Annotated in this window: 17 protein-coding genes and 1 pseudogene; 12 read left to right on the top strand and 6 right to left on the bottom strand. The window is 63.7% G+C overall.

Annotated elements, in window-relative coordinates:
• Nucleotides 1-367 (top strand): annotated as a pseudogene (locus RBH26_RS02425) (glucose-1-phosphate thymidylyltransferase); the annotation flags it as partial.
• Between the two features lie 19 nt (nucleotides 368-386).
• Here RBH26_RS02425 and RBH26_RS02420 read toward each other — a convergent pair.
• Together RBH26_RS02420 and RBH26_RS02415 are read right to left on the bottom strand one after the other, a co-directional pair.
• Complete coding sequence (locus RBH26_RS02420) at nucleotides 387-911, bottom strand: class I SAM-dependent methyltransferase (RefSeq protein ID WP_306756300.1); 525 nt, start codon at nucleotides 909-911, stop codon at nucleotides 387-389.
• 166 nt (nucleotides 912-1,077) lie between these two features.
• Nucleotides 1,078-1,683, bottom strand: coding sequence for a TetR/AcrR family transcriptional regulator (locus tag RBH26_RS02415; protein WP_306756298.1), 606 nt, complete (start codon nucleotides 1,681-1,683; stop codon nucleotides 1,078-1,080).
• Nucleotides 1,684-2,068: 385 nt separating this feature from the next.
• On the opposite strand from RBH26_RS02415, the gene RBH26_RS02410 reads away from it, so the two are divergent.
• The 5 genes from RBH26_RS02410 (at nucleotide 2,069) to RBH26_RS02390 (ending at nucleotide 8,071) form a co-directional block, all read left to right on the top strand.
• A complete protein-coding gene (locus RBH26_RS02410; RefSeq protein WP_306756297.1) occupies nucleotides 2,069-3,814 on the top strand; it encodes a COG1361 S-layer family protein in 1,746 nt (581 codons plus the stop codon).
• The gene (locus RBH26_RS02405) at nucleotides 3,815-6,292 is read left to right on the top strand and encodes an MMPL family transporter (protein WP_306756296.1); all 2,478 of its coding nucleotides are present in this window, start codon (nucleotides 3,815-3,817) and stop codon (nucleotides 6,290-6,292) included. It begins immediately after the preceding gene.
• Nucleotides 6,293-6,378: 86 nt separating this feature from the next.
• A complete protein-coding gene (locus tag RBH26_RS02400; RefSeq protein ID WP_306756295.1) occupies nucleotides 6,379-6,951 on the top strand; it encodes a hypothetical protein in 573 nt (190 codons plus the stop codon).
• The gene (locus tag RBH26_RS02395; RefSeq protein ID WP_306756294.1) at nucleotides 6,935-7,450 is read left to right on the top strand and encodes a metal-dependent hydrolase; all 516 of its coding nucleotides are present in this window, start codon (nucleotides 6,935-6,937) and stop codon (nucleotides 7,448-7,450) included. The genes RBH26_RS02400 and RBH26_RS02395 overlap by 17 nt, the downstream gene beginning before the upstream one ends.
• Before the next feature lie 66 nt (nucleotides 7,451-7,516).
• Nucleotides 7,517-8,071: a metal-dependent hydrolase gene (locus RBH26_RS02390; protein WP_306756292.1), complete on the top strand. Its 555-nt coding sequence runs from the start codon at nucleotides 7,517-7,519 to the stop codon at nucleotides 8,069-8,071.
• Between the two features lie 234 nt (nucleotides 8,072-8,305).
• Here RBH26_RS02390 and RBH26_RS02385 read toward each other — a convergent pair whose 3' ends face one another.
• On the bottom strand, nucleotides 8,306-8,476 hold the full coding sequence (locus RBH26_RS02385; RefSeq protein WP_306756291.1) for an HVO_0758 family zinc finger protein: 171 nt from the start codon (nucleotides 8,474-8,476) through the stop codon (nucleotides 8,306-8,308).
• 163 nt (nucleotides 8,477-8,639) lie between these two features.
• On the opposite strand from RBH26_RS02385, the gene RBH26_RS02380 reads away from it, so the two are divergent.
• The 3 genes from RBH26_RS02380 (at nucleotide 8,640) to RBH26_RS02370 (ending at nucleotide 11,049) form a co-directional block, all read left to right on the top strand.
• On the top strand, nucleotides 8,640-9,761 hold the full coding sequence (locus RBH26_RS02380; RefSeq protein WP_306756290.1) for a glycosyl transferase family 2: 1,122 nt from the start codon (nucleotides 8,640-8,642) through the stop codon (nucleotides 9,759-9,761).
• 69 nt (nucleotides 9,762-9,830) lie between these two features.
• Nucleotides 9,831-10,316 (top strand): hypothetical protein, encoded by a 486-nt coding sequence (locus RBH26_RS02375; RefSeq protein ID WP_306756289.1) that lies wholly within the window; start codon nucleotides 9,831-9,833, stop codon nucleotides 10,314-10,316.
• A 139-nt stretch (nucleotides 10,317-10,455) separates the two neighbouring features.
• Entirely contained in the window at nucleotides 10,456-11,049 is a 594-nt protein-coding gene (locus tag RBH26_RS02370) for a CoA pyrophosphatase (protein WP_306756286.1), read from the top strand.
• Between the two features lie 44 nt (nucleotides 11,050-11,093).
• Here the strand turns inward: RBH26_RS02370 and RBH26_RS02365 are convergent, their stop codons facing one another.
• Nucleotides 11,094-11,774, bottom strand: coding sequence for a DUF502 domain-containing protein (locus tag RBH26_RS02365; protein WP_306756285.1), 681 nt, complete (start codon nucleotides 11,772-11,774; stop codon nucleotides 11,094-11,096).
• Between the two features lie 240 nt (nucleotides 11,775-12,014).
• On the opposite strand from RBH26_RS02365, the gene RBH26_RS02360 reads away from it, so the two are divergent.
• Nucleotides 12,015-13,193: an FAD-binding oxidoreductase gene (locus RBH26_RS02360; protein ID WP_306756284.1), complete on the top strand. Its 1,179-nt coding sequence runs from the start codon at nucleotides 12,015-12,017 to the stop codon at nucleotides 13,191-13,193.
• A gap of 85 nt (nucleotides 13,194-13,278) precedes the next feature.
• Here the strand turns inward: RBH26_RS02360 and RBH26_RS02355 are convergent, their stop codons facing one another.
• Both RBH26_RS02355 and RBH26_RS02350 read right to left on the bottom strand, forming a co-directional pair.
• The gene (locus RBH26_RS02355; RefSeq protein WP_306756283.1) at nucleotides 13,279-13,773 is read right to left on the bottom strand and encodes an Hsp20/alpha crystallin family protein; all 495 of its coding nucleotides are present in this window, start codon (nucleotides 13,771-13,773) and stop codon (nucleotides 13,279-13,281) included.
• A gap of 166 nt (nucleotides 13,774-13,939) precedes the next feature.
• Complete coding sequence (locus RBH26_RS02350; RefSeq protein ID WP_306756282.1) at nucleotides 13,940-14,098, bottom strand: hypothetical protein; 159 nt, start codon at nucleotides 14,096-14,098, stop codon at nucleotides 13,940-13,942.
• Nucleotides 14,099-14,242: 144 nt separating this feature from the next.
• On the opposite strand from RBH26_RS02350, the gene RBH26_RS02345 reads away from it, so the two are divergent.
• Both RBH26_RS02345 and RBH26_RS02340 read left to right on the top strand, forming a co-directional pair.
• Entirely contained in the window at nucleotides 14,243-15,985 is a 1,743-nt protein-coding gene (locus RBH26_RS02345) for a radical SAM protein (protein WP_306756281.1), read from the top strand.
• A 231-nt stretch (nucleotides 15,986-16,216) separates the two neighbouring features.
• Entirely contained in the window at nucleotides 16,217-16,621 is a 405-nt protein-coding gene (locus RBH26_RS02340) for a TRAM domain-containing protein (protein WP_306756280.1), read from the top strand.
• Nucleotides 16,622-16,694: the final 73 nt, after the last annotated feature.

The following is a 16,694-nucleotide window of genomic DNA, read 5'->3' as shown; positions in this document are numbered from 1 at the left end:
CCCCAACGCCTACGTCCGCGGGGCGACGGTCGTCGGTCCGGACGCGAAAGTCGGTCACGCCGCCGAGGTCAAAAACAGCGTGCTCTCCCGGGGCGCGTCGGTGAGTCACCTCTCTTACGTCGGCGACAGTATCCTCGGCCGTGACGTCAACCTCGGTGCCGGCACGAACGTCGCGAACCTCCGTCACGACGACGCGGACATCGAGTTCACCGTCAAGGGCGAGCGCGTCTCGACTGGGCGACGGAAGTTCGGTATCGTCGCAGGCGACGACGTCAAGACCGGGATCAACTCGAGTCTAACCCCTGGGCTGAAGCTCAGCACCGGCGCGACGACGCTGCCCGGCGAGACCGTCGATCGGGATCGGTAACCGGAGTCTCCGCTATCGACTACGCTGACGCCGTCGGCAACTGATCACCCGTCGAGAGCCACACGTCCTCGCCGTCGGGATCACACGCGGCTTGCCACTCCCCAACGGAGCGGACGGTCGCCTCGAACTCGCCCGTCTGTGCGCCGACGGGTGGAACGGCCGCGATCCGGTGGACACACTGGCCGATCGCGTCGGCAGCTCGCAGCCGTTCGATGACGCGCTCGGCGTCGTCCGGCGAGAGCAGCGACAACACCTGTTCCGTATAGCAGACATCGACGTGATCGATCGCGAACTGCGTGCGGAGGGTCTCGACGAGATCCGGCTCTCGAAGGTCACACTCGAGCAGACGGTCGCGTGGAACCGCGGCGGCGTCTAACGCTTCGACTTCGATGTCGAACCCGTACGCGTCGATGCCGTGCTCGAGCAACGCGGCGACGGTATCGGCACGGCCACAGCCGGCGACGACGACGGTCGGCTCGGCCGGGGCGGCGCGTTCGGCGGCGTATCGGGCGAGGTCAGCGGTCGGAGAGACGGTTCGTCCCATGTCTTCCGTCGGCGGATGCGTCGATAAAACCGTGTCGGGAGCAGAAAACGAGCGGTGTGTGATACGGTCCCCTGTCGTCACTGACCGCCGATCGCCAGGACGGGGTCGGCGATCGGCGGTAACTAGTTACAGCAGTCCGTCCGATACTGCCGGACAGCAGGCCGTATCACTCCTCGAAAAACCCGCTGACGACGACGTCGATCATCTCGCCGCGGATCTCCTCGTAAGACATCGCGTCTCTGTGAGAGACGATGTTCTGGGCTCGAGACGTGAACACGAGCATACGAATAATATAGTTTACAACCTCTTCGTCGTCGTACCTAAACGAGTCGAGGTCTGTCCACTCTTGTGCAGGTGAGAACACTCGATCGTCGAATTGGTACGAAAGCGTCTCGCATTTCGCCGGTGAAAGTTCCTTGTGAAGCGTTCGAAGTTCTCCACCGATAATGAGATTGTGAATGATCGGGTTCGACTCGACCTCTTCGAAGATCAGGTGGAGGGTCCGTCGAACCTGCTCGCGTGGATCGTCGGTCGTCTCGACTTTGGCCTCGAGTTCGGCGTTGAGTCGGTCGGTCTCTCTGAGTAACACTTCTACATAGAGATCTTCCTTCGAATCGAAGAACCGATAGAACGTGCTCGTCCCGATATCGACCTCTGCAGTGATATCCTTGATTCGGGTCCGTTCCAGACCGTATTGAGTGAACAACGCCTGCCCCGAGTCGATCAACTCCGCCCGGATTCGTTGCCGTTCTTCGTCACTGAATCCCTTCATTTTTCGCTCCACTCGACGTGTCTCGGTCTCACGCTCGACGTTCGTACTACTTCGCTGTGATCGGGTGAGGCGCCGCCGGTTTCGAAGCGATAGCACGGATCGCGTCCGACGTAATCGTCGATTTCGTCCCCCAGTATGGTCTTACCAACACCGGCTTTCACACCGTTACTGACACCGATTCGACGGTCGATTGCCATTGTCTTACCCTCTGTAAAATCCCATGAATAGAAAGCTTTTTCATTTTTCTATTCCCAGTTAACTCTATGGACGACGGAACCGACGGTAGTAATCCTATTTTTACTGTCGAGCGAAGGAGTAGCCCTGCCTTTCGACGGCGTAACTGCTCGTTTTCTGTGACGAAGCTGGCTCGAGGACGGGGTGACAGATGAACGTTCAGTCCGCTCTCTCGGCCGGAATGGCGTTGCTTCTGGTCACGTCGGCACTCTTCGTTGGCGGAATCGGGACTGCCTACGCAGATGACGACCAACCCGATTCCGGCGAAGAGTTGGAAGGACAAGAAGAACTGGAAGGAATGGACCCTGACGCGATAGAAGAAATCGAACAGGAACTGGCACAACAACAGTTCCAACTCGATCAGATGCAACAGCAGATGGAGGATTCGGGGATCGTGATGGGCGAGCCCGATCTGAACCTTCGGGTTCCGAACCCGATTGTCCAGCCGGGTGAGACCAACGAGGTTACCATCCAGGTAACCAACGACGGCGAGTTAGAAAGCGGACCTGCCGAAGCACGGGAACTCGTTACGACCGCTCGCAACGTCGAGATCGAGGCCGACGCCGACGACACGCCGCTTACGGTAAAAAGCGGGAAGATGTCGGTCGGTGCGGTAGCGGAGACCCAGCCGAACGAGGCACCGATCGCGGTCGACGTGCCCGAAAACCTCGAGTCGGGAACGTATACGATCGACGTCGACGTCTCCTATACGCATACGTTCCGAGCAGGGGATTCGATCTACGAACGGTCCGAGTCGGAAACGATCGAAGTCGATCTCGTCGTCGACGACGACGCGCAGTTCGAGATCGTCGACGTAACGACTGACGCACAGATCGGCGATACGGGGACGCTAACAGCCGAGGTCAAAAACGTCGGTGCCGAGAACGCGACTGACGTAAACGTCGCACTCGAGACGATGAGCAGTGGGCTGGTCTTTGGCAGCGGGGAGCAAGCGACGGACCAGGACACGGCGATGATCGATGAGCTGGCCCCCAACGAGACGGCAACGGTCGTCTATGACGTGTCAGTGATGCCGGACACCTCGGAGCGACAGTACATGCTCGATGCGACCGTCGCGTTCAAGACCGAAGACGGACTCCAGCGAGCGGACGAAACGCCCTCGGTCGGCGTAATCCCGCAACCGGAACAGCAGTTCAGCATCGATACCGTCGAATCCGATCTCTACGTCGGCGAAGACGGCGATCTCCGCGGCGTTATCACCAACAACGGGCCGTCGAAGGCGGAAAACGTCAACGTGGTGTTCGCCGAGGAGTCCCGAACGGTCATCCCAATTGAACAACAAATTACGGTCGGCTCGCTTGGGCCCGGCGAGTCCAAGTCGTTTGCGCTCCCGCTTGACGTAAGCAGCGAAGCGGAAGCGATCGACAGAACGATCGATCTCGCCGTTCAGTACCGGAACGCGGATTTCGAACAGCGACTGTACGAGGACCTCGAGGTCGTCACCGCGGTAAACGAACAGCGCGACGAATTTATCGTCGACGTCCTCGACCGGGAGATTGCCGCCGGATCGGAAAAGCACATCGAGGTCGAGGTGACGAACAACCTCGACGAGACGGTGACCGACGTCGAAGCGAATATGTTCACGAGCGATCCGCTCGACAGTGACGACGACGAGGCGTTCGTCTCAGAACTCGAGCCCGGCGAATCGGTGACGATGACGTTCGAGCTGGAAGCAGCCGACGATGCGACCGAGAAAACCTACCCAATTTCGTTCGACTTCCGGTACGACGACGAATCCGGGACGAGTAAACTATCCGATACGACACGGATCGCGATCGACGTCGTCGAAGGAGGGGGCGGACTTCCGGTCGGTATGATCGCAGTAGCCCTCCTCACTGCTGCAGGAACTGGCGCGTACGTCTATCAGAGGCGATAGATGAGGGACTTCAGTGAACGAATCGAGGGGGCGACAGAGCGTCTCAACGAGACGATCGTCTCCCGTCCGAAAGCGGTCGTACTGGTCTTTTTAGTGCTGACCGTCGTCTTCGCGGCCGGCATTCCGCTCGTCGAGACCGAGACCGATGCGACGGACGCGTTCACGGACGACCTCGAGGAGCAGCAAGCGTACGATGCAATCGAAGAGGAGTTCGAGGGACCGTTCGTCACCGACGAGGAAACGACACAGATCGTTCATACGGGCTCGAACGTCCTGACCCGAGAGGAGTTACTTGCCAGTATAACCGTCCTCGAGCAGATAGAACAGCAACCGGAGCTCCGGATGGAGTCGGCAAACGGGCCGGCTCCGATCGTCGCACAGGCGATCGACGAGGACGCCCAGACGCTGACCCAACAGCGTCGCGTCCTCGAGGGAGCGACGGACACGGAGATCAGAACGGCAGTCCGGGCCCTCAGTGACGAACCGGAGTTCGAAGGCATCCTCGCGGACGATTTCAATTCCGAAGCTGCCTCGGCGTCGGCGTCGATCACCGTCGTCTCTCACGACGTCCCCGCGGAGTTCAGTGACGAGGACCTTTCTGAGATCCAACTCGAGGTCCAGTCGATCGCCGAACACGAGTCGGCTGATATCACTGCCTTCGGGAGCGGTGTGATCTTTGATGAGTTCGAGAACGTCATCGGCGACTCGCTGGCGATCGTGATGCCCGTCGTCGTGGTTCTCATGCTCGCGTTCCTCATGGCAGCTTACAGAGATCCGATCGACCTCGGGCTCGGATTGTTCGCACTCCTGTTGACGATCGTCTGGACGTTTGGGTTCCTCGGCTACGTGGGGATCCCGTTCGACCAGCAGTTGATCGCCGTCCCCGTTTTGCTGCTGGCAGTCGGGGTCGACTTCGGGATCCACATCATCAACCGATATCGGGAGGAGACCGTTCAGGGATTCGAGCCCCTGACTGCGATGCGAACCGCGAACAACCAGCTGATGATCGCCTTCATCATCGTGACGGTGACGTCGGTCTTTGGCTTCGGGGCGAACGCGATTTCGGATCTCGAGCCGATCCGGAACATGGGGATCGCGTCGGGTATCGGGATGATATTTACGTTCCTCATCTTCGGGATCATGCTCCCGTCGATGAAACTGATCGTCGACCGGCTTCGTGACCAGTATGGAATTCCCGAGTTCAACTCGTCCCCGATCGCATCGGAGGAGTCGACGGTCGGTCGCATCCTGTCGTTCCCGGCGGTCGCCAGCCAGTACGCACCGACGGTCTTCGTTATCGTTATTCTCATCCTCGGCGGTGGAATGGGCGCCTACGGGACGGGCGTCGATACGTCGTTCGACGACGAGGACTTCCTCCCGCCCGAAGAGGAGGAGTGGTACGTCGAGTACATCCCCGAACCGTTTGCGCCCGGTGAGTACACCGTTACCGAGACGATCAACACCCTCGAGGATCGGTTCGATGCCGACCAGGACGAGACGGTTACGATATACGTCGAGGGGCCCTTCGAGGAGGATCACGCACTCGAGGCATTGGACAGAGCGGGTGAGGATCCACCGGAGAGCCTGGCCGTCGGCCCCGGCGGCGGGACCGACGAACAGAGTATCATCACCGTGATCCAGTCGTATGCCGAACAGGACGAGGAGTTCGCCGCGCTCGTCGATCGAAACGACCGCAACAACAACGGGATTCCGGATCGGAATCTCGATCGGATCTACGACGAGCTGTTCGCGTCGCCGGCCGGATCACAGGCCGAACAGTACCTCACCGAGGACCGCCGTGGGGCACAGATCGAGTACGTAATCGACGCCGAAGCCTCACAGGAAGAGGCAGCGGCCGATGGGGCCGACTTCGCCGAGGACTTCCACTACACCGCAACCGCGACTGGAACGATCGTCATCTTCGATGCGATCACGGAGATGATCTTCGAGTCGGCGGTTGAGGGACTCATCCTCGCACTCGGACTCTCTGCTGTCTTCCTCGTGATCATTTATGGGATCCTCGAGAGACGACCGATGCTCGGCATCGTCAATCTGTTCCCGATCGCGATCGCCGTGGCGTTCCTTATCGGGACGATGCGGCTGGTGGGAATGCCACTGAACGCACTCACGGCGACGATCCTGGCGATTTCGATCGGGCTCGGAATCGCGTACACGGTCCATACGACGGCACGGTTCATCGACGAGTACGCCGATCACGGTGATCCGCTCGATGCACTCACGACGACGCTCTCGGGAACCGGTGGTGCGCTCGCCGGAAGCATGCTTACGACGTCGCTCGGAACGGGTGCGCTCGCGCTCGCGATTACCCCCGTATTGGGTGACTTCGGGCTGTTGATGGCGCTGAGCGTCTTCTACTCGTTCGTCTCATCCATCGTCGTGCTTCCACCCGCGTTGTTCCTGTGGGCGCGGTTCGACGACAGAGACGGCTCGCTTACGGAGCTGCTCCCGGGAGTCTGATCGTCCGGACGACGCCGACCGACACCGGCGATCGGTCGGAACAGAAGACATTTCTCCCGGCTGGCCCATCCACTCGAGAGACCCCCATGTCGGAGCCATATGGCCAACGCGGTCGCGCCCTCGCTGCTCTCGTCCTCGCCGGCCTCCTTACCGGTAGTCTGGTCGTAGCGGGCGCGACAGCCGACGACCCACTCGAGAGCGCGTACCCGGACGAAACCGACGTGACGCCGTCACCCGAGACGTACGTCGGTGAACAGGTCGTCCTCGGCGGGTTCGTCGTCGAGACCGATCCGGTCGTGATCGCGACGCGTGCAAGCGGCTACGGACAGTTTACGCTCGTCGACGCGGACGACGCCCTCCACAACGCCGACGAGCCACTCGAGACCGACGACCGGGTAACCGCCTTCGGCACCCTCGAGGACGAGTCGACCCTCGCCGTCGAACGGACGGTCACCCGCGAGCAGTCCGAGACGCGCTATATGTTCGTCGTCTCGGCATTGGCCGGGCTCTGGATCGTCGGTCGGTTCGCCCGCCACTGGCAGTTCGATCGGGACGCGGTCGCGTTCGTACCGCGAGCGCGGTCCGACGACGCCTCCGAACACGGTACCGACACGCGCCCGAAACGGGACGACGCGAACGGAGGTGGTCGACGTGGCTGACCTGCTCACACACGTCCTCGTCGGCTACGTCATCGGGATGGGACTCTCGTTCAGATACGCCTGGCTCCGCCCGGCACACGTCACGCTGGTCATGATCGGCGCCTTCGTTCCGGACCTCGTGAAAATCGAACTCGTCGCGCCGGACGGACTGGTCGCGCGGACGCTCGGCGTTCCGTTTTCCTGGGCGCCGTTGCACACGCTCGTCGGTTCGTTGCTCGTGATCGGTCTCGGGACGCTCCTGTTGGCGCCGGCCCACCGCAAACGGGCGTTTGCCCTCCTCGCGGTCGGTGTTCTCTCACATCACGTCCTCGACGCCCTGTTGCTGACGCCGTCGGGCGAGGCCTACGCCGTCTTCTGGCCGCTGTCGGCGTATCGGCCGCCGGTCGGCGACTACTATCTGAGCAGCGACCGCTGGCCGGCGGTCGTCGCCGGCTGTTGTGCGTTGCTCGTCTGGCTGGTCGCTCGCCGGCGTGAGACCGACGCGGCTGTCCGACAGTAGAACCACCGGCGGCGGTTGCGAAGGATCACACTAATTATATCGTGCCCCCACATCGTCTCCGTCAGCATGTGGCCACTCGGACACGTCGCCGTTGCCTATCTCTGTTACATGATCGCGACTCGAGCTCGATTCGACGCGCCACCGGCACAGCTTCCGGTCTTATTTCTCGTCTTCGGCAGCCAGTTTCCCGATCTCGTTGACAAACCGCTGGCGTGGTATCTGGGCGTCATCCCGACGGGACGGACGCTCGCTCACTCGCTGTTCCTGCTGGTCCCGCTCTCGATCGTCGGCTATCTGGTCGCCGACCGCTACGCCCACAGCGAGTACGGCGTCGCCTTCGCGATCGGGGCGCTGTCACACGCCATCGTCGACGCCGTCCCCGCGCTCTGGGGAGAGACCTCGAGCGCGACCCACCTCCTCTGGCCGGTCGTTCCGGTCGAGACGTACGAAGAGGGAGCGCCGACCGTCCTCGGGCTCTTGCAGGACTCGCTGACCGATCCCTACTTCCTCTCGGAGTTCGTCCTCGCGGCGATCGCGTTCGTCTACTGGCGTCGCCACGGATATCCCGGCCTCGGACCGATCCGGACCGCGATCGCTCGCGTTCGGCCGATCGCCGGCTAGGATCGTTCGCCTCGCAGTGTCCGGTCACGCGTACTGATACTGTCGGACAGCAGTCAGTGAGCCATCGGTCGTGAACGCGCGGCCGTCACCGTCGGGACGGCCGCAGTCGCGCGACCGATCGTCGACTCGTGCTGTCCAACAGTATGAACCGACGCCCTTCCCCTGGTGTACGTCAGTACTGTGAGGCCATGACCCGTCTACGATTTCGCCAGTAAACCGTTACAGCAGCCCGTATCACCGGATCTCCTTCCACTCGTCGTCACACTCCGGGCAGATCCGGATCGTCTTGATCTGGTCCGGATCGTTTTCGGTCTTCAGCGCCTTCTCACACTCGCTACAGACGAGTCGATCGTACGTGTCCTTGTCGAGTTCGCCGTCGCGTAGTGCCTTCCGGACGGATTTCATGTTGGCCCCCTACGAAGGTAGGGGAGAAAAAGACCGGTGCTTTCTCCGGTTCGATGATACGACTCGTCTGCGGCTGAGCGTTTTGGGCCGGTCCGCGCCGACACGTCCGGAGGTTCTGGCCGGAGTCGTGGCCGTTTTACCGATACGCCCGAACAATCCACCGATGGAGTACGTACAGGAGCGGATCGCGACGCTCCACGAGTTCGGCGGAACCGCCGGCCGAAAGCGGGATCTCGCGACCGCGGCCGCCGACGCCGTCGCCGAGACGGCCGTCGTCGTTCCGATGACCGCCCGCGAACACGAAAACCCCGCCGCCGAGCGCATCCTGACGGAACTCGAGTCGCTGTCGCCCGCTCCGGCCGCCGTCTTCGTCCCCGTCCGGGCCGACGCCGACGAGATCGGGCCGTTCCGGGAGTGGCTCGAGTCCTTTGCCCTCCCGACGCGTGTCCTCTGGTGTAACGCCCCCGCGGTCGAGCGGCTCCTCGACGACGCCGGGCTGGACGGCCGGACTGGAAAGGGACGGGACGTCTGGCTCGCGCTCGGTCCCGCCGCCGAGGCCGGTGAGTACGTCGTCGTTCACGATGCCGACGCCCGAAGCTACGAGGCCGACCACGTCCGTCGGCTGCTGGCGCCGCTGACGATGGCGTTTGACTTCTCGAAGGGGTACTACGCGCGCGTCGAAGACGGCCGCCTCTACGGGCGGCTCTTCCGGCTGTTCTACGAACCCCTCGTGTGGACGCTGTCCGCCCGTCACGACGCGTCGATCCTCGACTATCTGGGTGCCTTCCGCTACGCGCTGGCCGGCGAGTTCGCCGCTACCGCCGCCCTCACCCGGCGACTCCGCCCGCCGCGAACCTGGGGGCTCGAGGTCGGGACTCTCGGCGACGCCTTCGAACACGCGGGCTTTGCCGGCTCCGCACAGGTCGACCTCGGGCGCCACGAACACGACCACCGCGCGGTCGCCGGCGAGGCCGGCCTCGAGGGGATGAGCCACGAGGTCGCTGCCACGCTCTTCGGCGTCCTCGAAGCCCACGGCGTCGAGCCCGATTACGGGACGCTGCGGGAGCGGTATCTCACCACTGGTGACCGACTGGTCGAACAGTACCGCGCCGACGCGGCGTTCAACGGACTCGAGTACGACCCTGCCGGTGAACGCGACCAACTCACGCGGTACGCCGACGCGATCGAACCGCCGGGTCCGGACCGACGACTCCCGTCGTGGGAGACGGCACCGATCTCACCCGACGACGTGATCGAGGCCGCAGTATCGATCCACACCGCGTGACCCGTTGCGCTTACTGTTTTCACCCAGGAGACCGCAATCCTCATCTTCCCCTCTTCCGTTGTAAGGCGTATGGACGCGACCGCGGACGAACTGGCCGGCGTCGTCGACCTCTTCGGTGGACTGACCCGGTCCGAACTCGAGCGGGCGCTCTCGGAGGCAGCGTTCCGAGCCGGCGGTGGGTCGGTCGACGAGACGGTCCTCGAGGCGGCGATCGAGGACGCCCTCGAGTCGTTCGCCCTCGTCCGCTACGAGCGGCCCGGCGACGGCGCGACCGAGCCGTTGCTGGTCGCGGGCCCGACGGCGTTTCCGTCGGTGCCAGACCACGCGGACGACGTCCCCCACATCCTCGACGTCGATCGCCGACAGCTCGACCGCGAGGCACTCGGCGAGACGGCCCGCGAGCAGTTCACCGCTGCCCTCGAGGACGCCGTCGCCGACGGCGACGACGACCGACTTGCCCGGTTGATCGACGTCAGCTACGACCTCGAGGCGTGGGCGCCGGTCGATCTCGCAGCCGAGCGAGAGCGACTGACGGCGGCCCGCGAGTGCGAGTAACCCTGTGGCCACAACCGACCCGTAGCCCCGACCGACGACGTCGCCGAGTGGAGACGGATGTCCGGAACCGAAACGGGGATTCCGGTCGAGACCGACGATCCGTTCGACGACGCCCAGCGTGCGAACGCGAGAACGTACCATGTCACAGCCGACGATGACCCTCAAGCCGGTCGCCGAGCACGACCCCATCGAGATCGACGACCAGGATCACGACGCGGCCGTCCTCGCGCCGATCATCGAGCGCGACGGCGAGGATCACCTGTTGTTTACCCGCCGTGCTGACCACCTCGGCGAGCATCCCGGCCAGATGAGCTTTCCGGGCGGTGGCGCCGAGCCAGTCGACGACGATATCCTCGAGACGGCGCTGCGGGAGGCAAACGAGGAGATCGGCCTCGAACCACACGAGGTCGAGGTCGTCGGCCAACTAGACGACATCCGGACGATCACGGAGTACGCCGTCACTCCCTTCGTCGGTCGCGCCCCCGACCGGGAGTATATCGGCGACGGTAGCGAAGTCGCCGAGATCGTCGTGTTGCCGCTGTCTGGACTGCTCGATCCAGCCAACTACGAGTACGAACGCCGTGACCATCCCTACTACGGCGACATCGTCATCCACTACTTCCACGTCGACGGCTACACCGTCTGGGGTGCGACCGGCCGTATTCTCGTTCAACTGCTCGAGTTGACGACCGAGTTCGAGGCGCCCGAACGCGTCGAGCGCTCTCGGCGCTGACTGCAACTCGCCTTCGGTCGTCTCATACGGACTGCTGTCCCGAGTTACCGTCGATCGCCGCCGGTTCCGAGATCACCGACGACCGTCAGCGGCGTGTTCTCGAGGTCGTCCGCCGCACGGTCTGCATCGCCGAAACCGGCGCTGACGACCCGTGTAAGCGCCTCCTCGACGCTCTCGTCCAGTTCGGTGACCTCCGCTGGCGGGACCTCGAGGACGAACCCAGTCGTAATGTTCGGCGATGTCGGCAAAAAGAGGGTTACGCGACCGTCCGGCGTCGTCCGGCCGGTCTTGAACGCGGTCATCCGGAGCCCGTCCCACGTCTCGACGCGCACCGGCGTCTGGAGCGTCTCCCCCGTCCCGAGCGTCGTCTCCGTGGCAGTCTTCGAGGCGTTGTAGACGACGCGGATCACGGGGACGCGGTTCGCGACGTAATCGACGATCGTCTCGAGGACACCGCCGGTCGTCGTCTCGGTTAGCTGGCCGGCACCGTACAGGGCCGCCACGACGAGGCCGACGAACGTCAGGACCCGAAGGAGGGCAGCGAGTCGCGCACGGGCGTACTCGCCAAGCCCCGGCGTGATCGGCTCGAGCGTCCCGGCAGTGAGCAAGACTCCGGGCGTGATACTCGCAACGAACGAGTAGAGCAGATACAGGATAAACAGCGTCACGAGAACGGGGCCGACGACGACGAGGCCGCGCCCGAAGTCCGCTTTCACCGAACTCATCTGGCCACACTCACACTCCGAGTCAGGTGATCCTCCTATGAGTAGATTGTGGACTCGAGGCGGTCGAAATCGTCACCAGCCAGCCGGTGTGACGACCGACGGCTCACTGACTGCTGTCCGACAGTATAAGTGCCCCCCACTCCCAGTACCCCCCATGACGACCACCGTCGACAGTCTCGACGCTCGAGCGCAGCGCCGATCGGCCACACCCGCTTCGCTCGCTGGTCTGGAGGGACAGCGATGACCGACGCCGACGACCCGGAGCTTGCAGTCGGCGCTGATGCGTTCACCCAGCAGGGGGCCGGCCTCTCCGTCGCCGTCGTCGGCGCCGGCGCCATCGGTGCGACGACGGCCTACGACCTCGCGCGTGAAGGGGCGGACGTGACGCTGTACGACGAGGGTTCGATCGCCAGTGGCTCGAGCGGGCGGGCCGCCGGCGTCTGTTATAACGCCTTCGCGGATCCGCTCGACGCCGAACTCGGGAGCGACGCTATCGAGCGATTTCGGGCACTGTCGGGCGACGACACCTTCCCCTTCGTCGAATGCCCGTACGTCTGGGTCGCCCACGAGGACGACGCCGAACGGGCCGACACTATCCGCAAGCAGGTCGAACGGATGCAGGAACAGGGCGTCGTTGCCCTCGAGGCCGACGCCGACGCGCTCGCGGACCGCTTCGACACAGTGCGGACCGACGACGTCGCGGTCGCGGGAATCGCCGGCGCAGCAGGCTACACCGATCCCGCGAAGTACACGGCCTGTCTCGCCGCGGCGGCCGACGGCGCCGGCGCGACGCTTGCGCCGAACACGCCCGTCGACGTCCGAACCGACCCCTCCCGGGTCGTCCTCGCGGACGGCACCGAACGCGAGGTCGACGCGGTGGTCGTGACCGCCGGCGCCCACACGAAACGCCTCCTCGCTGATGCCGGCGTCTCGATCGCGATGAAACCCTACCGGGTGCAGGCACTGATCGCGGACTGCGAACTGGCAGAGCCGATGTGGTACGACGCCACCGAGGAGTGGTATCTCCGGCCACATCCGGACGGGTTGTTGGCGGGCGACGGCACCGAACCCGTCGAGGCCGATCCCGACGGCTACGACCGCGACGCAGACCCCGACTTCGCTCCGGACCTCCTAGAGCGCGTTCGCCACCGCCTGCCCGACGCCGACCTCGAACTCGAGCGGGCCTGGGCCGGGCTCTGTACGGCGACGCCGGACCGGGATCCGCTGGTCGGTGAACTGCGTGAGGGACTGTACGTCGCGACCGGATTCCAGGGCCACGGCTTTATGCGTTCGCCGGCGATCGGACAGCGACTCGCGGCAGCCGTCCTCGAGGGCGACAGGATCGACGCCTTCGATCCGACGCGGTTCGACGGCGACGAGGCGTTCGAGATCGTCGACGGGATGTCGATCGATCCGTAGTCTGCAAGCGAGAGAGTCGAAGCGGGACGAATGCGTCAGGAAATAGCGTCTCGAGTCCGTCGTATCGGCCCTCGGGACGTCCGTCTCAGTCGTTGGCGGTGAGTTCGTCGGTTCCGGCGTCGGAATCGGTGACATCGACGGCATCGGAAGTAGCGTCGACGGCGTCGGACTCGTCGACGGCGTCGGCTTCCTCGCCCTCGAGTGACGACGCCTTCGGAATGTCGATCCGTAACGTACCGGCTTCGGTCAGCGTCGCTGTCCCCGAATCGGGGTCGACGACTGCGTCGTCGGGGAGGTCGGCCTCGCCGTCGAGTTCCATTCCGCGACCAGGGAACAACATCTCGAACCCGTCGCGGTACTCCCGGAAGCGGTCGACCTGAATCTTGACAGTTCCCTCGAGATAGCGGACCTGGACGTCGTCGGGTTCGGCGCCGGGCGTGTCGAAAACGACCTGGTAGGCGGTGTCGTTCTCGAGGATGTCGACGGGTAGCGAGCGGTGGTTCTGAACCTGGCTGTTCGCACGGCCGAGTTGTCGGTAGAGGGCAGTACCGATCGATCTGCGGAGATCACCGAGGCTCACGATGGCTCACCTCTGGCGGGTTCCATCGGGGCGGCCAGCGGGACAGGGAGGAGCGTCCGAGGCATGGCGTACCACAGGTTACACGACGCTCATTCATATCCCTTTTGATGGTTCAAAATAAACGTCTGACGGATTCTCCGTTTCCGACGTTCGAGTTCGTCGACGGCTACAGTTCGACCCGCTCGAGGCAGTCACTCCCGCCACAGACGGGACAGGAGAGATCGGACACCTCGAGGTCCTCGGGGACGTCGTACGTGTAGTGGTTCTCGAAGATGTCGAGAAAGCAATCCTCCGCAGTACAGACGATCTCTTCGGTCGGCGGCATACACGAGCATACTGTGACGTCGACCATCAACGCCAGGGTTTGATACGGATCGCTGTCCGTCGAACGCGATCAGCGACTCGAGAAGACGCTTCCGACGGCGTTCGTGTAGTCACCGTTTTACCCCTCGAGGCGCTACCTCGAGTCATGACTGACCCCGAACAGTTGTCGGTGACGATCGTCGACGGCTACGTCGACGAGCCCGCACACTTCGGGGTGCCGCCGTACATCTCGACGTACCCCCGATACACTGCAGGGGCACTCGTCGACGCGGGGGTTCCCCGCGAGCGGATCACGTATCACACGATCGACGGCCTGCGTGACGAGCCCGATCGGTGGCGTGACGTCGACGAGGCCGACCTCATGATCTATCTGGGCGGGATGACCGTCCCCGGGAAGTACGTCGGCGGCACGCCCGCAGAACCCGACGAGGTACGAAAACTCGCCTGGACGGCAAACGGCACGAGCCTGATGGGCGGTCCCGTCAAGTTCGGCGTCGGCGAGGAAAACGCCGGCGCGACCGAGACCGAACGCCAGGACCTCGACTTCGATTTCGTCGCGAAAGGCGACGTCGAAGCCGCCGTCCACGATCTCGTCGCAAATGGCCTCGAGGGCTTCAACAATCGGATGCGCGACGTCGACGAGGTGTCGCGGTGGGCCCAGGACGGTGCCTTCATCGTCGAGCAACACCCCAACCATCCCGACTACCTCATCGCCGAACTCGAGACCTCCCGGGGCTGTGCCTACCGCTGTTCGTTCTGTACGGAACCGCTGTACGGCAACCCCGAGTTCCGGCCGCCACCGACGGTCGTCGGCGAGGTCGACGCGCTTTCGGACTACGGCGTTCGACACTTCCGGATCGGCCGGCAGGCAGATATCCTCGCCTACGGCGGCGATGGCGAAGCGCCAAATCCCGACGCCCTCCGGCAACTCTACAGCGGTATCCGCGAGGTCGCGCCCGACCTCGAGACGCTGCACTTGGACAACATGAACCCCATCACGATCGTCGAGTGGCCCGAGAAGTCTCGGGAGGGGATCCGGATCATCGCCGAACACAACACACCCGGCGACACAGCCGCGTTCGGCCTCGAGTCTGCCGACCCAGTGGTTCAGGCGGAGAACAACTTAAACGTCTCCGCCGAGGAGTGTTTCGAGGCGGTCAAAATCGTCAACGAGGAAGGCGGTTGGCGGCCGGGCGGGCCGAGAGACCCGAGGTCCGACGATTGCGCGGTCGACGACTCCACGGACGCGCCGCGACGACTGCCCAAGCTGTTGCCCGGGATCAACCTCCTGCACGGGCTCAAAGGCGAACGCGAGGAGACCTACGATCGCAACATGGCGTTTCTCGAGCGGGTCTACGACGAGGGTTACATGCTGCGCCGGGTCAACATCCGGCAGGTGATGTCGTTTGCGGGCACCGACATGTCCGATACGGGTGCCGAGATCGCCAACGATCACAAGAAGCTCTTCAAGCGGTACAAACGACAGGTCCGTGAGGAGATCGACAACCCGATGTTACAGCGCGTCGCCCCGACGGGGACCGTCCTGCCCGACGTCCACCTCGAGTACCACCAGGACGGGAAGACGTTCGGCCGTCAGCTGGGAACCTACCCGCTGCTGGTCGGCATTCCCGGCGAGCGCGAACTCGGCCACACGATCGACGTCGCGGTCGTCGACCACGGCTATCGCTCCGTCACCGGCGTTCCCTACCCGCTCGATCTCAACGCGGCCTCGATGGACGAGCTCACGGCGATCCCCGGCATCGGCAGCAGCACCGCCGGCGACATCGTCGTCAACCGCCCTTACGAATCGGTCAGCGATGCGGATCTCGAGTCGACGGTCGACCTCGAGGGGTTCACGACGACGCATGCCCTCGAGGGCGCCGACTGATACGGATTGATACCTGCGATGTACCGGCGTAACCGCGACCCGGGCGGCGGTTACGCCGGCAATGACGTACAGTAAACCGTATGAAACACGGCCTCGCCGTCGCGAACGAACGGGCGCCCACCGATCGAGCGCTTTCGAAGACGCGTTTCCACCGATCGTTCCGAAACTATCGACTCTCGGTCGGTAGAACTATTATGGAGGGGCCAAAGAGGTGAAATTGAGGGTCTACCTGTGGAAATATCTGAAAAACTCCTGTGTCTGTTCAGCGCGGACGTCTCGGCAGAGGAGGACCGATACGTCATCGAGGTACCACGTCAGGAAGTCGAAACCGGCGACATCGAGCCGGAGGAAGTCTATCGCGTCGCACTCATCTCCCGGGATGAGGCCGACGGCGACGGTGAGTCGACGGCAAAGCCACAGACGGCGCCGTCGGAACCGCAGCCGCCGGTCGACGTCGGGGAGACGCGCTACGTCGAGATCGAGGACATCGGCAAGCAGGGCGACGGCATCGCTCGCGTCGAACGCGGGTACGTCATCATCGTCCCCGGCGCCGACGTCGGTGAACGCGTCAAAGTCGAAGTCACCGAAGTCAAGTCGAACTTCGCCGTCGGCGAGATCATCGAAGAGACCTTCTAGCGCGGCGACTCGGGCCGTGGACGGTCGCTGATCGCGCCGGCTCGATTCACGTTCGCCATCGCGGGACGGTCGC

Origin of the sequence: Natronolimnohabitans sp. A-GB9 (genome assembly GCF_030848565.1) — an archaeon.
In the GTDB taxonomy this organism is placed as follows: Archaea; Halobacteriota; Halobacteria; order Halobacteriales; family Natrialbaceae; genus Natronolimnohabitans.
Note: the sequence above shows the minus strand (reverse complement) of the source record. Positions and strands in the feature narration are given on the sequence as shown.